At 41.7% G+C, this 17822-nt stretch carries 19 protein-coding genes; 9 read left to right on the top strand and 10 right to left on the bottom strand.

Annotation, left to right across the window (positions count from 1 at the left end; genetic code table 11):
- Positions 1–16: 16 nt before the first annotated feature.
- From yeiB to AACS92_RS18515, 3 genes are all read right to left on the bottom strand, one after another.
- Positions 17–1180: a DUF418 domain-containing protein YeiB gene (gene yeiB / locus AACS92_RS18525; protein ID WP_099109163.1), complete on the bottom strand. Its 1164-nt coding sequence runs from the start codon at positions 1178–1180 to the stop codon at positions 17–19.
- Between the two features lie 15 nt (positions 1181–1195).
- On the bottom strand, positions 1196–1864 hold the full coding sequence (folE, locus tag AACS92_RS18520; RefSeq protein ID WP_099109162.1) for a GTP cyclohydrolase I FolE: 669 nt from the start codon (positions 1862–1864) through the stop codon (positions 1196–1198).
- 207 nt (positions 1865–2071) lie between these two features.
- Positions 2072–3211, bottom strand: a complete 1140-nt coding sequence (locus tag AACS92_RS18515) for a YbfB/YjiJ family MFS transporter (RefSeq protein ID WP_193756890.1) — start codon at positions 3209–3211, stop codon at positions 2072–2074.
- A gap of 252 nt (positions 3212–3463) precedes the next feature.
- Here AACS92_RS18515 and moeA point away from each other — a divergent pair, with 252 nt between their 5' ends.
- On the top strand, positions 3464–4705 hold the full coding sequence (moeA, locus tag AACS92_RS18510) for a molybdopterin molybdotransferase MoeA (protein WP_099109160.1): 1242 nt from the start codon (positions 3464–3466) through the stop codon (positions 4703–4705).
- Between the two features lie 12 nt (positions 4706–4717).
- On the top strand, positions 4718–5473 hold the full coding sequence (gene moeB / locus AACS92_RS18505) for a molybdopterin-synthase adenylyltransferase MoeB (protein ID WP_099109193.1): 756 nt from the start codon (positions 4718–4720) through the stop codon (positions 5471–5473).
- Between the two features lie 39 nt (positions 5474–5512).
- On the opposite strand, the gene AACS92_RS18500 is transcribed toward moeB, so the two are convergent.
- Positions 5513–7108, bottom strand: a complete 1596-nt coding sequence (locus tag AACS92_RS18500; RefSeq protein ID WP_099109159.1) for an ABC-F family ATPase — start codon at positions 7106–7108, stop codon at positions 5513–5515.
- Positions 7109–7384: 276 nt separating this feature from the next.
- On the opposite strand from AACS92_RS18500, the gene AACS92_RS18495 reads away from it, so the two are divergent.
- Together AACS92_RS18495 and AACS92_RS18490 are read left to right on the top strand one after the other, a co-directional pair.
- Positions 7385–7528 carry a hypothetical protein gene (locus AACS92_RS18495; protein WP_241537907.1) on the top strand — a complete coding sequence of 48 codons (144 nt, stop codon included), beginning with the start codon at positions 7385–7387 and terminating at the stop codon, positions 7526–7528.
- 31 nt (positions 7529–7559) lie between these two features.
- Positions 7560–8177: a short chain dehydrogenase gene (locus tag AACS92_RS18490; protein ID WP_099109158.1), complete on the top strand. Its 618-nt coding sequence runs from the start codon at positions 7560–7562 to the stop codon at positions 8175–8177.
- A 77-nt stretch (positions 8178–8254) separates the two neighbouring features.
- Here AACS92_RS18490 and AACS92_RS18485 read toward each other — a convergent pair whose 3' ends face one another.
- From AACS92_RS18485 to AACS92_RS18470, 4 genes are all read right to left on the bottom strand, one after another.
- Complete coding sequence (locus tag AACS92_RS18485) at positions 8255–9472, bottom strand: MFS transporter (protein ID WP_099109157.1); 1218 nt, start codon at positions 9470–9472, stop codon at positions 8255–8257.
- Positions 9473–9802: 330 nt separating this feature from the next.
- Positions 9803–10087 carry a GNAT family N-acetyltransferase gene (locus tag AACS92_RS18480; RefSeq protein WP_241537906.1) on the bottom strand — a complete coding sequence of 95 codons (285 nt, stop codon included), beginning with the start codon at positions 10085–10087 and terminating at the stop codon, positions 9803–9805.
- A complete protein-coding gene (locus AACS92_RS18475) occupies positions 10080–10271 on the bottom strand; it encodes a hypothetical protein (protein WP_241537905.1) in 192 nt (63 codons plus the stop codon). Before AACS92_RS18475 ends, AACS92_RS18480 begins: the two co-directional genes overlap by 8 nt.
- 14 nt (positions 10272–10285) lie before the next feature.
- A complete protein-coding gene (locus AACS92_RS18470; RefSeq protein ID WP_099109156.1) occupies positions 10286–10750 on the bottom strand; it encodes a GNAT family N-acetyltransferase in 465 nt (154 codons plus the stop codon).
- Positions 10751–11024: 274 nt separating this feature from the next.
- Here AACS92_RS18470 and rhtA point away from each other — a divergent pair, with 274 nt between their 5' ends.
- From rhtA to AACS92_RS18455, 3 genes are all read left to right on the top strand, one after another.
- The gene (gene rhtA / locus AACS92_RS18465) at positions 11025–11915 is read left to right on the top strand and encodes a threonine/homoserine exporter RhtA (RefSeq protein ID WP_099109155.1); all 891 of its coding nucleotides are present in this window, start codon (positions 11025–11027) and stop codon (positions 11913–11915) included.
- A 197-nt stretch (positions 11916–12112) separates the two neighbouring features.
- Positions 12113–12619, top strand: a complete 507-nt coding sequence (gene dps / locus AACS92_RS18460) for a DNA starvation/stationary phase protection protein Dps (RefSeq protein WP_099109154.1) — start codon at positions 12113–12115, stop codon at positions 12617–12619.
- Between the two features lie 283 nt (positions 12620–12902).
- Positions 12903–13124 carry an alkylphosphonate utilization protein gene (locus AACS92_RS18455; RefSeq protein WP_045969765.1) on the top strand — a complete coding sequence of 74 codons (222 nt, stop codon included), beginning with the start codon at positions 12903–12905 and terminating at the stop codon, positions 13122–13124.
- A gap of 58 nt (positions 13125–13182) precedes the next feature.
- Here AACS92_RS18455 and dinG read toward each other — a convergent pair whose 3' ends face one another.
- A complete protein-coding gene (gene dinG, locus AACS92_RS18450; RefSeq protein ID WP_099109192.1) occupies positions 13183–15315 on the bottom strand; it encodes an ATP-dependent DNA helicase DinG in 2133 nt (710 codons plus the stop codon).
- Between the two features lie 264 nt (positions 15316–15579).
- Here dinG and AACS92_RS18445 point away from each other — a divergent pair, with 264 nt between their 5' ends.
- Complete coding sequence (locus AACS92_RS18445; RefSeq protein WP_169926606.1) at positions 15580–15750, top strand: hypothetical protein; 171 nt, start codon at positions 15580–15582, stop codon at positions 15748–15750.
- Positions 15751–15829: 79 nt separating this feature from the next.
- A complete protein-coding gene (sseA, locus tag AACS92_RS18440; RefSeq protein WP_099109191.1) occupies positions 15830–16672 on the top strand; it encodes a 3-mercaptopyruvate sulfurtransferase in 843 nt (280 codons plus the stop codon).
- Between the two features lie 281 nt (positions 16673–16953).
- On the opposite strand, the gene AACS92_RS18435 is transcribed toward sseA, so the two are convergent.
- Positions 16954–17202, bottom strand: a complete 249-nt coding sequence (locus AACS92_RS18435; RefSeq protein ID WP_099109153.1) for a GlsB/YeaQ/YmgE family stress response membrane protein — start codon at positions 17200–17202, stop codon at positions 16954–16956.
- Between the last annotated feature and the right edge of the window lie 620 nt (positions 17203–17822).

Below are 17822 nucleotides of genomic sequence, written 5' to 3'. Positions count from 1 at the left end.
ATAGGCTCTTAATCGTTTAAAATCTCTCTTGCAGTTTTCTGGTCAGTACCCGCCAGAGTTTTTCAGCAGGTCCTTGCTGATAACGTTTTAACCACCAGCAGGCAAACCCGATATTACATCCCCAAATAAAAGGGACGAATATTAACAATTCCCAGCGAGCAAATTGATTAAACAGCCCCAAATGATAAAAAAGTGTGGTGCAAATTAAAGTTTGCATTAAATAGCAGCTCAGCGCCATTCTGCCAACCTGCTGTAGCCAGAAAACTACTCGACAACGGGATATAACCGGCCAGAACCCATAAATCAGCGCCACATACGATAATGCGATAAATGGTGTCGCTAATTCAGTGATGGTCTGTCGGATAGTCCAGGCAGTGAAGTAGCTATAAGGATATAAATACAATACTGACAGGGCGAGAGAGTGAATCAACAAGCCAATGACAAACAGCCACAGAGCCGCACGACGATAGTGATGAAGGCTGTACATGCCCTTCAGCCAACCATTACGTAATAGCATTGCGCCGCAAAGCATAGTTCCAATTATCTGCCAGCTATATTGCACAATAGTCACTATCATTACACCGCTGATCTGATTGATACGGTGCTCTATCGCCACTAACCCACCATGGGTTTTCCAGTAACTTTCATGCAAAATATCCTGCTCTAACGGATGCCAGAAAGTACTGTTTTCCTCTACCGGAAATAGCCCCAATAGATAGAACATCATCAGTCCAAATAAATAAAAGACAATGCCCTGTTTGAATAAATTGGGCCACTTATTGATCCAATGTAATACCAGAAGGCCAGCCAGACCATATGACAGCAGGATATCGCCATCCCAGAGCAAAATTCCGTGCAATAAACCAATAACCGCCAGAATCACTAACCTACAACGATTCCAGTAGCAATCCCGCTGCCTCAATAATTCAAGTGATGCGCCAAATAACAGCGTTAAAATAAATAAAAATTTTCCCTGAGCAAATGTGTTCAGGGCAGACCATGTTAATACATCAGAAAACAGAACATCGGCTTTATAAAAGAGATTAGTATAAGCGGCATAGGGCAACGCAAAGCCTGAGATATTCAGTAACAATATGCCCAGAACAGCAAAACCACGCACGCTATCAAGCACTGCAATCCTGTGGCTCGCTGCTCCACTATTTAATTTACTACTTGTCATAGTAATGCAGGTTCATCACGATAAGTGCAAATGGCGCACGGCACGCAAAAATTCCTGTCGTGTATTTTGACTGGACTTAAACAAACCGCCAAGAGATGTGGTCGTTGTGGTACTGGTAGCATCACGGATACCACGCGCCTTTACACAGTAGTGCACAGCATCAATAGAAACAGCAACATTATTTGTGCCAAGCAGAGCCTGAAGTGCAATCAAAATTTGCTGAGTCAATCGTTCCTGTACCTGTGGGCGTTGCGCAAAAAACTGGACGATGCGGTTAATTTTCGATAACCCAATCACTTTATCCTTAGGAATATAAGCTACAGTGGCTTTCCCATCGATAGTCACAAAATGGTGTTCGCAAGTGCTGGTCAGTGTGATATCCCGCACTGTCACCATCTCATCGACTTTCATTTTATTTTCTATCAGCGTGATTTTCGGAAAATTCCTGTAATCCAAACCTGAAAATATTTCATCCACATACATTTTTGCAATACGACTCGGCGTATCCGCCAGACTGTCATCACTCAAATCGAGGTTTAACAGCTTCATAATTTCTGTCATGTGTTCCTCAATGCGGACTTTTCGCACTTCAGGCTCTAAAGTCTGTTCACGCAGTGGGGTTTCAAGACCACGCTCAACCAGTGCCGAATGCACCAGCGCGGCTTCTGTACTTAAGGATGACATCGAATTCTCCAAAGATAATACTTCCATTACATGATATCCATTGATGGGACATTTGCTCATATTGTTACCACGAACAACTATATCAACATTGAATATTGAATAGCTATACCTGCCAACATTCAAATTGTAGCCTGACAGGCTATATACTGACCCCCATCAGGGCAGGCGCACAATATACCTGCACAGTACCAATGCGCCAAATCAGGATTATTTATAAGAGGTTTTATTGCGATTAAATACCAGCAATCCCGCAATAACCAAGCCAATAAATGCAATATAGAGCGCCGGTTCCAATTTACCGGTCAGCCAAGTCGAAATAGCTGATAGCATCGGCCCGACCAATTGCCCCAGCGCATAACCGGTGGTTAATAGCCCGGCCATATAATGAGTATGGCTGGGAGCCAGTTCGCGCCCATACAACAATGCCAGCTGCACCACACACATAAAACCACCTCCCACCAGAAATGCGCCGATAACAAGGCCACTGATTCCGGGTACAACTTCTGCTACCAATATACCCAGTGCCTGAAGCCAGAGTGTGATAGCCAGACGAATTTGTGCTGTTGAAATATGACGCAACAGAATTCCCATCGCAATACCGATGACAGATGCTCCTCCGAATATCGGCCAGACAAACTGTGCAAACAAGCTACCGGGAAAACGTTCTGAAGCCATTTGAGAAAGAAATGTGGCGGGTAGAATATAGCCAAATCCGGCAAGGGTGTAACTCCATACCAACCGCTTAATTTCAGGAGTTAAAGCAAGTTTTTGCATTGCAGTTTGTGGTCGATGTAATTCTCCCCGGCGTGGTAAATAGCGACTGGCATAAACACTACACAATAGCGCCAGAATGCCATAAATAACCCATGCCTGAGCCGCATTCATATCCCACGATTGAATCCCAACCGCCAGCACTCCGCTGACCAGAATACCAATCCCGGTTCCGGCAAAGACCGCGGCACTTAACCCCGGGCGATTCAGCTTTGCCAGTTCATCGTTTGACCATGCAGCAACCAATACCAATGTCCAGCCACTCGCCCAGCCAATAAAAAAGCGGGCAATGCTGTGTAATAGCGGGCCGTCGAGCAGGGCTGACAGAAGTGTAATAATGACTGCCCCCCATAAACCTGCCCACAAACGATATTCCACAAACCGTTTCGCCCGCATCGCATCGTAAGAACCGGCAAAATAGCCAAGGTAATTAAATGCCGCCACAATCCCGGCTTCCGTCAGCGTGAATTGTGATTCAGCAATCATCAGTGGAACTTGTGGCGTGAAGGTAAAGCGCCCTATTCCCATCGCAACAACTAAAGCAAGAAAGCTGCTCAATGCGATTTGAATAGCCAGATAGTTACTATTATCAGATGTTGTAATTTGGTTACTCATAGTGATTAAATTTTCATGTAATCGTTTGTTTTAATTGTCGTAATTTAGTTATAGCAAATCATGGATATGATATACATCTTTTATTAGTCAATCCGCACCGCTTTCTTTTATCCTTCAAGCAGTAATCTGGAATCTATTCGGTATAACAATTTCCCATTAAAAGGATCTTTGCCATAATGCCACCATGCTATTTGCCGCACATTGGGAGTTATCATGGATCATTGTTATACCTCAGGCTTAATTTCACTCGAACAGGCGTTAGAAAAACTACTGTCCCAGACCGCCCCTCTCTCCGAAACCGAAACAATCAGCCTGATACACTCAGCAGGCCGCATTACTGCCACAGATATTATTTCCCCAATTAATGTTCCACCGTTTGATAACTCAGCGATGGATGGCTATGCCATTCGCCTTGCCGATTTGAACGAAACACAGGCGTTACCGCAAGCCGGGAAAGCGCTGGCTGGTGTTCCATTTCAGGGGGAATGGCCCGCAGGTACCTGCATCCGCATTATGACTGGCGCCCCCATCCCCACAGGTACAGATGCCGTTGTTATGCAAGAGCACACAGAAACAACGGAAACAGGCATCCGGTTTACACATCCAGTTCGTCAGGGGCAGAACATCCGCACTATTGGCGAAGATATTGCCCAAAATACAGCAGTCCTGCCACAAGGCATTAAATTATCTACAGCACAATTGCCTCTGCTTGCCTCGCTGGGGATTGCAAAGGTTGAAGTGTTCCGCAAATTAAAAGTTGCTGTTTTTTCTACCGGCGATGAACTACAAGCCATTGGTGAGCCACTACAAACCGGGCAAATTTATGACACAAACCGTTTTGCCGTTCGCCTGATGCTGGAAAAACTGGATTGTGAAGTTATCGACCTCGGTGTCATTCCGGATGATCCTGATGCCCTGCGCCACGCTTTTATTCAGGCTAACGACCTTGCTGATCTGGTTATCAGCAGTGGTGGGGTTTCCGTTGGTGAAGCCGATTACACTAAACAGATTCTGGATGAGATGGGCCAGATTAGCTTCTGGAAATTAGCCATTAAACCCGGTAAACCTTTTGCTTTCGGCAAGCTGGAAAAAGCGTGGTTTTGTGGCCTGCCGGGCAACCCGGTATCCGCGGTTCTGACCTTCTATCAGTTAGTACAGCCTCTGATTGCACACTTGTCCGGCTTCAGTTCATGGCTGCCCCCTCTTCGGCTTAATGCCAAAGCGGTTACACCGCTGAAAAAATCGCCCGGCAGATTGGATTTCCAACGCGGGATAGCGGTATTAAATGAACAGGGTGAATTAGAAGTAAAAACAACCGGTCATCAGGGTTCCCATATTTTCAGTTCATATAGTCTCGGCAATTGTTTTATTGTACTTGAACGGGAACGCGGCTCTGTTGCAGCGGGGGAAACAGTACAGATAGAATTTTTCAACCAGCTGCTGAAAAATCAATAAATGATTAAAGAAATGATTAGTGAACTCACAGATAAAGAAATGCTTCGTTACAATCGGCAGATTGTCCTGCGGGGTTTCGATTTTGACGGTCAGGAAAAATTAAAATCATCCAACGTGCTGATAGTCGGCTTGGGGGGGCTCGGCTGTGCCGCTTCCCAATATCTGGCCGCAGCGGGGATTGGAACAATCACATTATTGGATTTTGATACCGTTTCCCTGTCTAATTTACAGCGCCAGATCCTGCATCGTGATGAGCGTATTGGTATGGCTAAGGTTCATTCCGCTGCGCTGACGCTGCGGGAGATAAACCCGCATATTACTGTCCGTCCCGTTGAAGGATTATTAGATGATCCAGCTCTAAGCGAACTGATTATCCAGCATGATATTGTGCTGGATTGTACCGACAATGTTGCCATTCGCGAACAGCTTAATCGTTTATGTTATCGGCATAAAACGGCTTTAGTTTCCGGGGCTGCCATACGGATGGAAGGACAATTGTCAGTCTTTACCTATCATGAGAAAGAACCCTGTTACCGTTGTCTGAGCCGATTATTCGGTGAAAATAGCCTGACTTGTGTCGAAGCGGGTGTAATGGCACCACTTGTGGGTACAATTGGCTCATTACAGGCTATGGAGGCAATTAAGCTGCTGACTCAATACGGGAAAGTTGCTCGAAGCAGAGTTATACTGTTTGATGCGATGACAATGCAGTTTCGCGAAATAAAACTGCCTAAAGATACGCAATGTGAAGTGTGCGGCAGTAAATAAGGATTGACCCCGTTAAACGGGGTCATCTGATAAGCAGGATTATTGCGCAATTCCCTGACTTCTCAGATACTCATCATAAGTACCTTTAAAATCAACGACCTTATCAGATTTTATTTCCAGAATACGGCTGGCTAATGAGCTGACAAAAGCACGGTCATGAGAAACAAAAATCAGCGTACCTTCATAAAGCTCCAGTGACAGGTTCAGTGATTCGATAGATTCCATGTCCAAGTGGTTGGTCGGTTCATCCATAACCAGAATATTTGGCTTTTGCATCATCAGCTTGCCAAACAACATCCGGCCTTTTTCACCACCGGATAAAACTCCGACTTTCTTCCTGATATCATCCTGATTGAACAATAAGCGCCCCAGTACACTGCGTACTGCCTGCTCATCATCACCTTCACGTCTCCACTGGCTCATCCATTCAAACACAGTCAGGTTACCATCAAAATCACTGGCATGATCCTGTGCATAATAGCCAATAGTACTATTTTCAGACCATTTAACCGTACCGCTGGTTGGTTCAGTTTCGCCGATCAGTGTTTTCAGCAGTGTCGTTTTACCGATACCATTCTCACCAATCACCGCCATTTTTTCGCCAACTTCCATCAGCAGGTTCAGGTTTTTAAACAGCGGGCCATTGTCATAACCTTTCGTCAGACCTTCTAGCTCCAGTGCATTACGGAACAGTTTTTTCTCTTGATCAAAACGAATATAGGGGTTCTGACGGCTGGAAGCCTTCACTTCTTCTAACTGAATTTTGTCAATCTGACGGGCACGTGAAGTTGCCTGTTTGGATTTAGACGCATTAGCGCTGAAGCGGCTGACAAACGACTGCAATTCTACAATCTGCGCTTTCTTCTTAGCATTATCTGCCAACAGACGTTCGCGTGCCTGAGTTGCCGCCACCATATACTCATCATAATTACCCGGGAACTGGCGCAGTTCACCGTAATCCAAATCAGCCATATGCGTACATACAGTGTTCAGAAAGTGACGGTCATGGGAAATAATAATCATGGTACTATTGCGATCATTCAGTACTTGTTCCAGCCAGCGGATAGTATCAATATCCAGGTTGTTGGTTGGCTCATCAAGTAACAGAACATCAGGATCAGAAAACAGCGCCTGAGCCAGCAGGACACGCAATTTCCAGCCCGGAGCAACTGAACTCATCAAACCATAGTGCTGCTCTACCGGAATACCCACACCAAGTAATAATTCACCGGCACGGGCTTCTGCGCTGTAGCCATCCATTTCACCATAAGCAACTTCCAAATCAGCAACACGATAGCCGTCTTCTTCGCTCATTTCTGCCATGGCATAAATACGGTCACGTTCCTGTTTCACTTCCCACAACTCTGTGTGGCCCATGATAACTGTATCCAGTACCGTATATTCTTCAAAGGCAAACTGATCCTGACGTAATTTACCCAAACGCTCATTCGGATCGAGGCTGACATTACCGGAGGTCGGAGCTAAGTCTCCTCCCAAAATTTTCATAAAGGTTGACTTACCCGCACCATTGGCACCAATCAGACCATAGCGGTTGCCGTTACCGAATTTAACAGAAATGTTTTCAAACAGAGGCTTACTGCCAAACTGCATAGTGATGTTGTTTGTACTTAACACAACTTTTGCTCTTAAAGTGAATAAAAAGGGAATTTGGAAAAATCGATAGTTGCCTATTATGCCACAATAAGAAAAAAGTATCGCCAGAATGCTTCTACAGCGCGCGTCAAAATCCATAATCTGAGCATTTCTATATCCAGCATAGGATATCAGGAATAAATTTTCCTAATGTAACAATATAAATTATCGTCCATAAAGACATAGAATAAGCAAAAAGGCTATTATAAAATCGAACGGATATTGGCTATTCATAGATAAATATACCGGAAAAATAAAATGCAGAAAATCAGATGGGGTATTATTGGTTGTGGTAATGTAACAGAAGTAAAAAGTGGCCCCGCTTTTTATAAACTGGAAAATTCAGAATTAATTGCTGTCATGCGCCGAAATTCAGACTTAGCAAAATATTTTGCCATCTAGCATATTGTCATTCAATTACGGAGTCATAAATATGAAAATATTAGTGATAGGAGCAACAGGAAATATAGGAAAACACATTATCAGTAACATTAAAAAATACCATCCTTTGTTGGCTGATAACCCTACAGAGCTTGAGATTATTCAAGCCAGCCGTAACTCACCTGAATATTCGCTTGATGTGTTTGATAATCAACAATTAGATAATTTTTTATCTAAAAATAAAATGTTTGAAGCTATTATATGTGCATTTGGTAAAACCAACTGGACGAAGCCAGAAAGCCTGCGTGATTATGAGGAAAGCATCAAGAATAAAGCATTCGGTCAGATTAATGTTGCACTCCAAGCCTTAAAATACATTAAACCCGGTGGTTCAATTACTTTAACATCAGGTATTGTCGGCAAAATAATGTCACCTAATGGTTCTCAAACTGCCGTAACCAATGGGGCTATTGAAGCTTTTGTCCGCTCAGCAGCTACTGAAATCACAGATGCCCGAATTAACGTAGTCAGCCCCAAATTATTGGATGAATCATTTACCAATTACGCCAAATTTTTCCCCGGGCAGGAGACCTGTACAGGTGAACAAATAGCGAAAGGCTATATACGCAGTATTTATGGCCAAGAAACAGGTGTGGTAATTGAAATATAGGTGTGAAATATAAATTCCGGGTGATTAGCGATTATAAAAATCGCTAATCACATTTTCTTTTTAAACACTTTTCAACATTAAGCCGCATCAAGTTTTTCATTTTTACCGATTATTATTCCCAAAATCCCTTGGATTGCCAGAACAAGGAAAAGCAACCACAGAACAAGAGTCCAGGAAGAGGTAAAATCATGAATATAACCAGAAATAAGTGGCCCACAAAATGCAATCAAATAACCGATTGATTGCATCATTGAGTTTGCTTTCGTAATATTAGTCGTATGATTAAAACGCAGCAGTGGTAACAAGAATGCAACTCCGGTACAAATACCTGCCCCAATCCCCATGATCATGACAGCAACAGGAATTAAATGTTTTTGACCATAAATAAATAAAATAATCCCCAGCATGCCAATAATAGGGTTAATAACAAACATGAATTCTTGTCTTTTTATTTTATAGATATAAAAGGCAGTCAATGTCGCAAAAGGTATTGCTACTAATGAGAATAGCGCAGCATAAGATGCTGCCTCAGTCTGGCTCATTCCATAAGAACTGATAATTTCGGGGAACCAGGCAGTAATAATATAAAAGTTAAACGATAACACAGAGAAATAAACAGCCATCATCCAGCATGAAATGCTTGACCACGGGTTAATCACCTTCACAGGTTTATCGTCATAATCATTACGGGCATTTGGGTTACTAACTGAATTTTTTTGTTTTCTATCGGAAAAGAACAGAATAAGGAGCACTGAAAATATGGGAATTAGTACCCAAATCCAGGAAACTTCATTCCAGGAAAAACCCAGCATATGCTTAATCGGTAACGTCAGACCGGTCGCCATTGCCGGCCCCAGATACAAAGATGCCGTATAGGATGACGACAGAAGAGCAACCCTGTTACTACCCAGACTTTTAAAGAATGAAGGTAATGCAATATTTCCCAGTGCAATGGCAAACCCAAACATAACGGTAGAAGCCAACAACAATATCAGAGAACTATTTAACCTTAGAATGTAAGCAACAATAGCAACCACAAATGTCATTAATAAGGTTTTATACAACCCTATTCTTCTTTCAAAATAAGGTGTTAAAGGAGAAAAAAAGAAAAAACACAGCGGTGACAGCGATGTTATTAAACCAAAGGTAGAATAGTTTATGTTTAAATCGTCAATAATTTCCTGAGACATTGGCGGGATATAAGATATTGGTACTCTCAACCCCAATCCCGCAATCATGATAAAGAGCAATAATTTGAAGATAAAGCTATTATTAAAGTGTTTCCCTATATTCATTATTTCACCACAGAAGTTTGAAGGCTTATCGTATTTTTAATTAAAAAGTTTCAGGATATACGAAATAAACTTACTGCATAACTAGTTTTAAATTCTGGCAGACAAACCTTCATTTAGCAAGCGTCCAGAGAATTATCTATACTCAATGGATTTCAATATGCATCGTGGCGGCAAAGGAACTCATTCTCGGGAGCATAGACAACTATGTGACCGAGAATGAATGAGTGCGGCCAACAAAGAGGCAACTTGAAAGACGAAGGGTATATAACTTCCACTACAAATTTTCATTATAAGATAACTCTCTGTTCATTTTTAAAGAGAAGTTCACAGTTAACAAATTTTATTTTCTATAATAATTTCTGCCAACATCTCCTCATACTCTTCACAATAACCTACTTCGGTAAAACCAAAACGCTGATAAAACTGGCTATGACGTTGACTTGTTTCATCATAACAGACAGATATTTTGTAGCAATCAGCATATTGCTTCATTTCATCCAGTAATAATTTCATCGCAAGACTGCCAATTCCTTTATTCTGATGAGATTTGTCAATCATCATCCGATAAAGATTATACTCATTTGGCTTTCCTTCATTAACACAACGTTCATACATACATAGCAAAACCGATAATTTCTTCACCAAGACAAATTGCTCTTGGCCTACAGTATTGATTAAACTTTGATTCTGCAATTGACTCTGAATTTGGTGCAACAAACTGCTCCTGTCCAGATTCAACTTCGAGAGACATCACTTCTCGATAATTATTTTTATCTATATCTACTAAAGAAATCTTCACATTTAACTCCATAATCACAATGTAATAGCCATTAATTTATTGATTTCTTTATAACCTTCTCTTTCATAAAATTTTGTTGCCGAAATATTTTCAGATAAAACAGTCAGCTCCAAATGAGTAAAATTATTTTCCTTCGCCCACTTTTTCATTTCCGCTAATAATTCCTGACCAATACCCTGACCTCTCACATCTGGGCTGACAAATAAATCAATAACATAACCATATTCCCTTTGAACAAGGCAATTAAATGGTGGTGTCTGCTTTTTTTGTGCGATGCAAAAACCTTTTATATTTCCACTATTATCGTCTGCTACTAATAAATTAAAGTTATCATCACTAAGAGTGGAAATAATAAATGCCCTGTCCTGTTCAACCTTTTTCAGCCTTTCAGGCTGCAACTCAGCCATTTCTCTGAATAATGTTGTATAAAGTAATAAAATAGCATCAAGCTCCTGCCCAGAAGCTGCTCTGATTAACATATCATTTCTCCTGAAAATCATGGTCTATTTATATTTAAGGAATAGCATAATAATCAAAGACGATAAAACCATCAACGAATTCTACCACTCTGCTTTTATACGAGGATATCGCTTTCATAATATGTGGATTAAGAGGAATTAATAACTATACTTCATGCTTATTCTTTTACACGTCAGCCTAGCGCTCATAAGACATAATCATGTTGTATTCTGTCTATTTCACTGCGAAGATGGCACTTCTAAAATAACATGTTGTAATTGAGGTTTTCTGTAAATGTCCTTTTCTAAACATCGGGCTGCATCATTTTCTCTGCTTCCGATATTTTTATTATTAATTTCAATGACATCAATTCAGGCTGGTGCATCATTAGCTAAAACAGTATTTCATGTCATTGGTGCGCCTGGTGTGACTGCTCTGAGACTTGCGCTGGGAACCATCATTTTATTCCTGATTTTTAAACCCTGGCGTCTGAAATTTACGCGTTCATCTCTCACTCCTCTTCTTGCTTACGGCATTTCACTCGGTGGAATGAATTATCTGTTTTACATGGCATTATCCAAAATTCCCCTTGGTATTGCCGTTGCACTTGAATTTACCGGCCCACTGGCTGTCGCTATGTTTTCCTCACGCCGTCCCGTGGATTTTCTTTGGATCGTATTGGTTATTGCCGGATTAGGTTTTCTGTTACCTATCGGTGATAACGTCAGTACTCTTGATCCTGTCGGCATTTTATATGCACTGGGAGCGGGCGTTTTCTGGGCACTTTATATTATCTTTGGCCAACGGGCTGGGGCAGGTTATGGTGCAGCTACAGTTTCTATCGGCTCATTAATTGCTGCTGTTATTTTTTTTCCGGTGGGATTAATCCAAACCGGCCCGGCACTTCTGTTTGATGCCTCATTACTGCCTATTGCTCTGGGCATCGCTATCTTATCGACTGCACTTCCCTATACATTGGAAATGATCGCCCTTACACGTTTGCCAGCCAAAACATTCGGTACGTTAATGAGTCTGGAACCAGCATTAGGTGCCTTATCCGGTATCATTTTCCTGAATGAGCATTTAACCACAACACAGTGGCTCGCCCTTCTATGCATCATTTGTGCTTCAATTGGCTCTACTACAACCATGAAACAGAAAACTAAACTAGAAAAAGTTGAATAAAAACGCAAGATTATAGGAAACCACCTATGAAAACCGAAAGGTACTGACACCTTTCGGTTTTGACTATTACCAAGATTAATTACCGATGTTTTTATTAGCTATCAATTCGATAGCATAAAACGATATGACGTCTGCTCAATGTTCAGCTACTTTTAATATATCCCATGTCATTAGTTTAAATTAAGGGAGCATTACAAATGAGTACTGCAAAATTTGTCAGAAAAAGTTCCTCCAAACTGATTTATACCCGTAATAATATCAGTGAGGGAGTGAAACAAAGTTCAATTTATGCACTAAATCATATGGTCATCCAGTTTACTGACCTGTCTCTGATGACTAAGCAGGCACACTGGAATATCCGTGGTAGAAACTTCATCGCCATCCATAAAATGCTGGATGACTTCCGTACTACACTCGTTGATCATCTCGATACCTTTGCCGAGCGTGTCGTGCAGCTAGGTGGAGTGGCATTAGGTACACTTCAGGAAGTTCACAAAGGAACTCAGCTGGAAAGTTACCCAACGGGTATTCACGATGTACAGGATCACTTAAAAGCACTGGCTGATCGTTATGCTATTGTTGCTAATGATATCCGTCAGGCTATTGGTGATGCGGAAGACGAAGATACAGCAGATATGTTCACAGCAGCTTCCCGTGACCTCGATAAGTTTTTATGGTTTCTTGAAGCCAATATTGAGCACTAAGATAAAAACACCATCATCATACACACTGGATTTCAAGATACATCGCTGCCGCAAGGAAGTTCATCCCCAGGAGCATAGAGCTATGTAACTGGGGTGAACGAGCGCAGCCACCAAAGAGAGAATTTGAAAGACAAAGTGTATAGGCCGTTATTACGGCCTTTTTTATTATAAAAAACATCTAAAATAGAAGTTATAACCTAAAAAATCAGACTAACCTTTAAAAAATTCATTTTTCTCTCTATAATCCCGTCTGCTTTAAAAATAAACATGAGGACAATATACAATGGATATCGAAGTTAAAGATTCCAACGGTGCCCTGCTGAATGATGGTGATTCAGTACAAGTTATCAAAGATCTGAAAGTTAAAGGCACCTCTAAGACGCTGAAACGTGGCACATTAATTAAAAATATTCGCCTTACCCACCGTGAAGACGAAATCGAATGTAATGCTGATAAAATCAAAGGGTTAGTACTGAAAACCTGTTTCCTGAAAAAAATCGGATAAATAACAGTTATCAGCCTAACTTTGCCTTAAGGATAAATAATATTAACTTTTATATTATTTATCCTTTTTTCATTTTCAGTAATATTTCTTCCGAAGGTATATCTGGTTGTTCAATCGGAAAAACAGGCAATGCCCCCAACAAACGGGAACCATAACGCTTGGTCAGCAACCTTTTGTCATAAATTACCACATCACCATGGCACTCATGACTGCGTATAAGTCTTCCCACTTGTTGAATAAGACTGAAAGAAGCACTCGGCAAGCTCTGCACTTCAAAAGGATAGCGTTTCAGGGATTTAAGCCACTCACTTTCGGTGATAATGACGGGGTTTGTGACAGGCGGAAAAGCAATTTTATGGATGTGTACCTGTGAAAGGTAATTACCTTTCAAATCCAGTCCTTCAGCAAAAGACTGCAATCCAACCAGAACACTGGGCTGCCCTTCGTCAATACGTTTGCAATGGGTTTCCACCAGCCGATATCGTGGTTGATCCCCCTGCACCAGTAACATCAGCCGTAAATCTTTTACAAATTGGAGAAAACCCTCCATCGCACGTTGGCTGCTAAACAGCACTAACATTCCCTGATGAGCACCCAACAGTATTTGCGAACGGAAATAACGCGCCATTTCCTCAAGGTGTTGCATTTCATTATGGATTGTAGGCTCCAGCGTCATTCGCGGAATAATCAGACGCCCTTGGCGAACATGTTCAAAAGGGGAAGCCAAAGTAACAAAACGGTCATCATAATTTTCATGCAGTCCCGTCAGCTCCTGAATACGGGAAAAGCTGCTAAGAGAGCGCAATGTCGCGGATGTTACGACAATATGAGGAATGTTTCGCCACAATAACTGAGTTAATTGTTCACTGACCCGAATCCCCGCGCAGTGAAAGTAAAGATGTGACTGATTCTTCTCATAACGGCGTGTCAGCCACTTTGAGATAGGAGCATGGGAAGATTCTTCCTGCGAAGCCAGACGCCACAGCTTTGCCATATTTTCGAAATAACCCAGTGTCCTGCTAGTCAGCAAGATAGCGCGATGCAACCTGACAATATCCTGTTTCGCAGTTTGATCGGTAAGATCATTTAGAATCGCTTCAGATAAGCTACGTAGGCCATCAGTCAGTTTAAATAGTGTCTGACAGCACAGCAGTAAATTATCCGGTAATTTTCCCAGTTCAAACAAGTATTCTTCTGCATCCCCTCGTTCGGGCAATAATGCCTGTGTGATATCAGCCAGCTCCCTGAAACACTCGCGGATTTTTTCACAATAAGCCTGCAAACGGTTTATTTCAACCAAAGCAGGCGGTTTTGCCGGACGGAACTGAAGCAAATATTGCTCGACATGACGGACAAAGGAATCCAACTGCCCATTCAACTGAAATAGCGTAATCTCTCCTTCCACCTCCAGTGAATCCCTTGCAACATCCGGGATATGATGACCTTCATCCAGAACCAGTAACATATTTTTAGCTTCCGGCAGGACGGATTCACTTTCCAATGCCGCCATCACCAAAGAATGATTGGCAACGACAACATCAGCATCTTCAATCTCCCTTCGGGCCAGAAAGAATGGACAACGATGATAAAACTGACAGTTACGGGCCAGACAGTTCATCTTATCAGTACTGACCTTTGACCATAGCGAATCCGACAATGCCAGTTGATGATGATCCCGCAAACCATCCCAGCCAAAAGTAGAGTAATCATTGCGTAACCTGCGACACAGTTCTCGTTCTTCACTATTCGCAACAGCAGTCTGATCTTCCACCAGCAGCATTAAATCAATTTGCTCCCCCTCAGCGGCACAAATAGCTTCCAGATTACGCGGACAAACATAACGTGCGCGACCAAAAGCCCCGGTGAATTTCAAATCCGGGATGATTTTTCGTAATAGCGGTAGATCCTTACTGTAAATCTGATCCTGTAAAGCCACATTAGCAGTACTCACGACTAATGGCTTCTGCTCAGCCCGACTGACGGCAATCCCAGGAATAAGGTAGGATAATGTTTTTCCTACTCCGGTGGGCGCTTCTATGACCAAATGCCGCCCTTCATCATCTGCCAGTGTTTTCGCCACTTCTGCAATCATCTGACGTTGGGGAGCCCTTGGAATGAAGCCATCGATGTGGGTAGATAACGCCTTATACCATTGACTGATTTGATTTTTTATTGAACTGGAAAGTGCCATATATTTTGCTGCATGAGAATTATCACCCCATTCTCCCACAGAGTTACCCTCAGATCAGCCTGATATCGCGATTATTGGGAACAGCTTTCCAGCTTTTTTACAGAAAAAACCAGAAAGTCGCTTATTGCTTGTCTGGAGTGTAGAAGCCGATATACTTCTATACCCGTTGTCTTTCAAGTTGTCTCTTTGTTATTGGCGGCGATGCAACTGGAAATCCATTGGGTATAACCTTCTACATGACTAAGAATTTTATCGAGAACAAAGATGAAAAAGATCCTGCTTGTTATTATCGTACTATTCACCCTCGGTTCTATCGGAGGCATTATTTTAGCAGGAATGAACATGTATAACCGTTCAACCGCCTCAGCAGAAGAGACACAACAAGTACAGCAAGAAACGGTACATCAGGAAAACGTACAATCCGGGCAACAGTAATAGCCGATATACCCTCAGACTTATTGCAGTACCCAATTTAGTAGTATAACGCACGGAATATCCAATGACGGGGAAGCTTATGAACAGTCAATATTTTGTTACTCCACAATGGCTAAGCGAACATCTCAATGATGAGAATATTGTTGTTATTGATGCCAGTGCTCCCATGCCAACTGAATCCATTGATTATCAGCAGAAATGGCTGGAGAAACATATACCGGGTTCCGGCTTTTTTGATCTTGATAAAATAGCCGACCTTCAGAGTCCATTACCACATATGCTCCCTGCTCCGGAAACTTTCCAAAAAGCCGTTAGCGAAATGGGAATCAGTGAAAATCACCTGATCGTCATTTACGATCAGGGAAATATGTTTTCTGCACCACGGGCATGGTGGACATTTAAAACTTTTGGCGCAAAAAACATCCGTATTCTTGAAGGTGGTTTACAAGGCTGGCAACGGGCTGGTTACCCAACTGAATCGGGAGCAGTCAGCCACCATGCGCAGGTATTCAATATCCATTTTTCTCCCGAACATGTCATTTCCCGGCAGCAGATCCTTGATATTCTCCATAATGAGGAGGAAAAAACACAAGTGGTCGATGCCAGATCAGTAGAGCGTTTTCAGGCCAGAGCACCTGAGCCACGCCCGGGTTTAAGAATGGGCCATGTTCCCGGTTCAAAAAATGTCCCGTGGACAGCGCTACTTGAAAATGGACATTACAAATCTCCGGATGAAATTAAACTTATCTTTAAACAACAAGGTGTCGATTTGGATCAACCCATTATCACTAGTTGTGGCTCCGGGATGACAGCAGCCGTTTTAATACTGGGGCTTGATATAATTGGTCATAAAAAAATAGCATTATACGATGGTTCATGGGCTGAATGGGGAGCTGATGATAATCTCCCATTAGAGAAATAATAATATACTTGAGTGGTTGAGCTGTTTCACACTGGTAAAAATAATTTAAAAGATAAAAGTTATATAAACAATGGATTTCAAGATGCGTCGCGGCGGCAAGGGAGTTAATCCCCAGGAGCATAGATAAACCGTATGTTTATAAAAACGGAGACCGGAGTGAGTGAGCGCAGCTAACAAAGAGGCAACTTGAAAGACGAAGTGTATAAAGGGCATCAAATTATCATGCCCTTTTTCTATCACTCATCTTAAATCTATTATTAAGATTAATAAGTACCATTAAATTAATTAGAAACTTTGTGATATATAAACAGGACAACCAGTGCACCAATAACAGCAATGGCAAAACTTCCCAAATTAAATCCATCTACTTTTCCCATGCCAAAAAATGTACTTATATAGCCCCCGACAACTGCACCAATAATCCCTAAAATCACCGTCATAATGATACCGCTGCTATTATCACCCGGCATAATCCACTTCGCTATGATCCCGGCAATTAAACCGAAGATAATCCATGACAGAATACCCATACTCAACCCCCTGATTTTATTAAATATACCATTTTATCTCAAACCACCTCTTTTTGGCTGGCTTCATTTTCCCTGACCGCATAATTATCTATGCTCTCGGGAATAAATGCCCTTGACGCCGCGATGCAGCTCGAAACTCTGGGTATATTGGGTATCAATAAGAGCTAACGCCCTGATGAGATTTTACTGAGAATGTCTTAACTGCATGCCCTAATTTAAGACACTAACTAAAAAAATTGCAAATAGTAGAAAGCTGTCAGTTTATGAATAATCATAAGGAATGATAGGGTTCAGTTAAATAAAAATATGTCGTTAATTAATTTAATATCATTGTTTTTTTTGATTAATTAAACATTTCCTCAGATATTTAAAAATCGAATTAATCGAAAAATAGTCCGGACATTATAATTATATGAATTCTATATACCCGATAAAAAAACAATGTGCGGATGCCATCGGAGTAGGCAAATATAGCCACTCATCCTCGGTATGTGGTTATGAATATAGAATCGTCAGTTTTTTGCAGGATTACTGAGAGGCTCCTGCCTCTCACCAGAGGCCAGCTTTTGGCTGGACAAATTCATTCATGACGAATTTGTCATTCCTTCGCCACTACAACA

Source organism: Xenorhabdus sp. KJ12.1 (genome assembly GCF_963876495.1).
Lineage (GTDB): Bacteria > Pseudomonadota > Gammaproteobacteria > Enterobacterales > Enterobacteriaceae > Xenorhabdus > Xenorhabdus stockiae.
The sequence above is the reverse complement of the archived record's forward strand: the minus strand, read 5'-3'. Positions and strand labels throughout refer to the sequence as shown.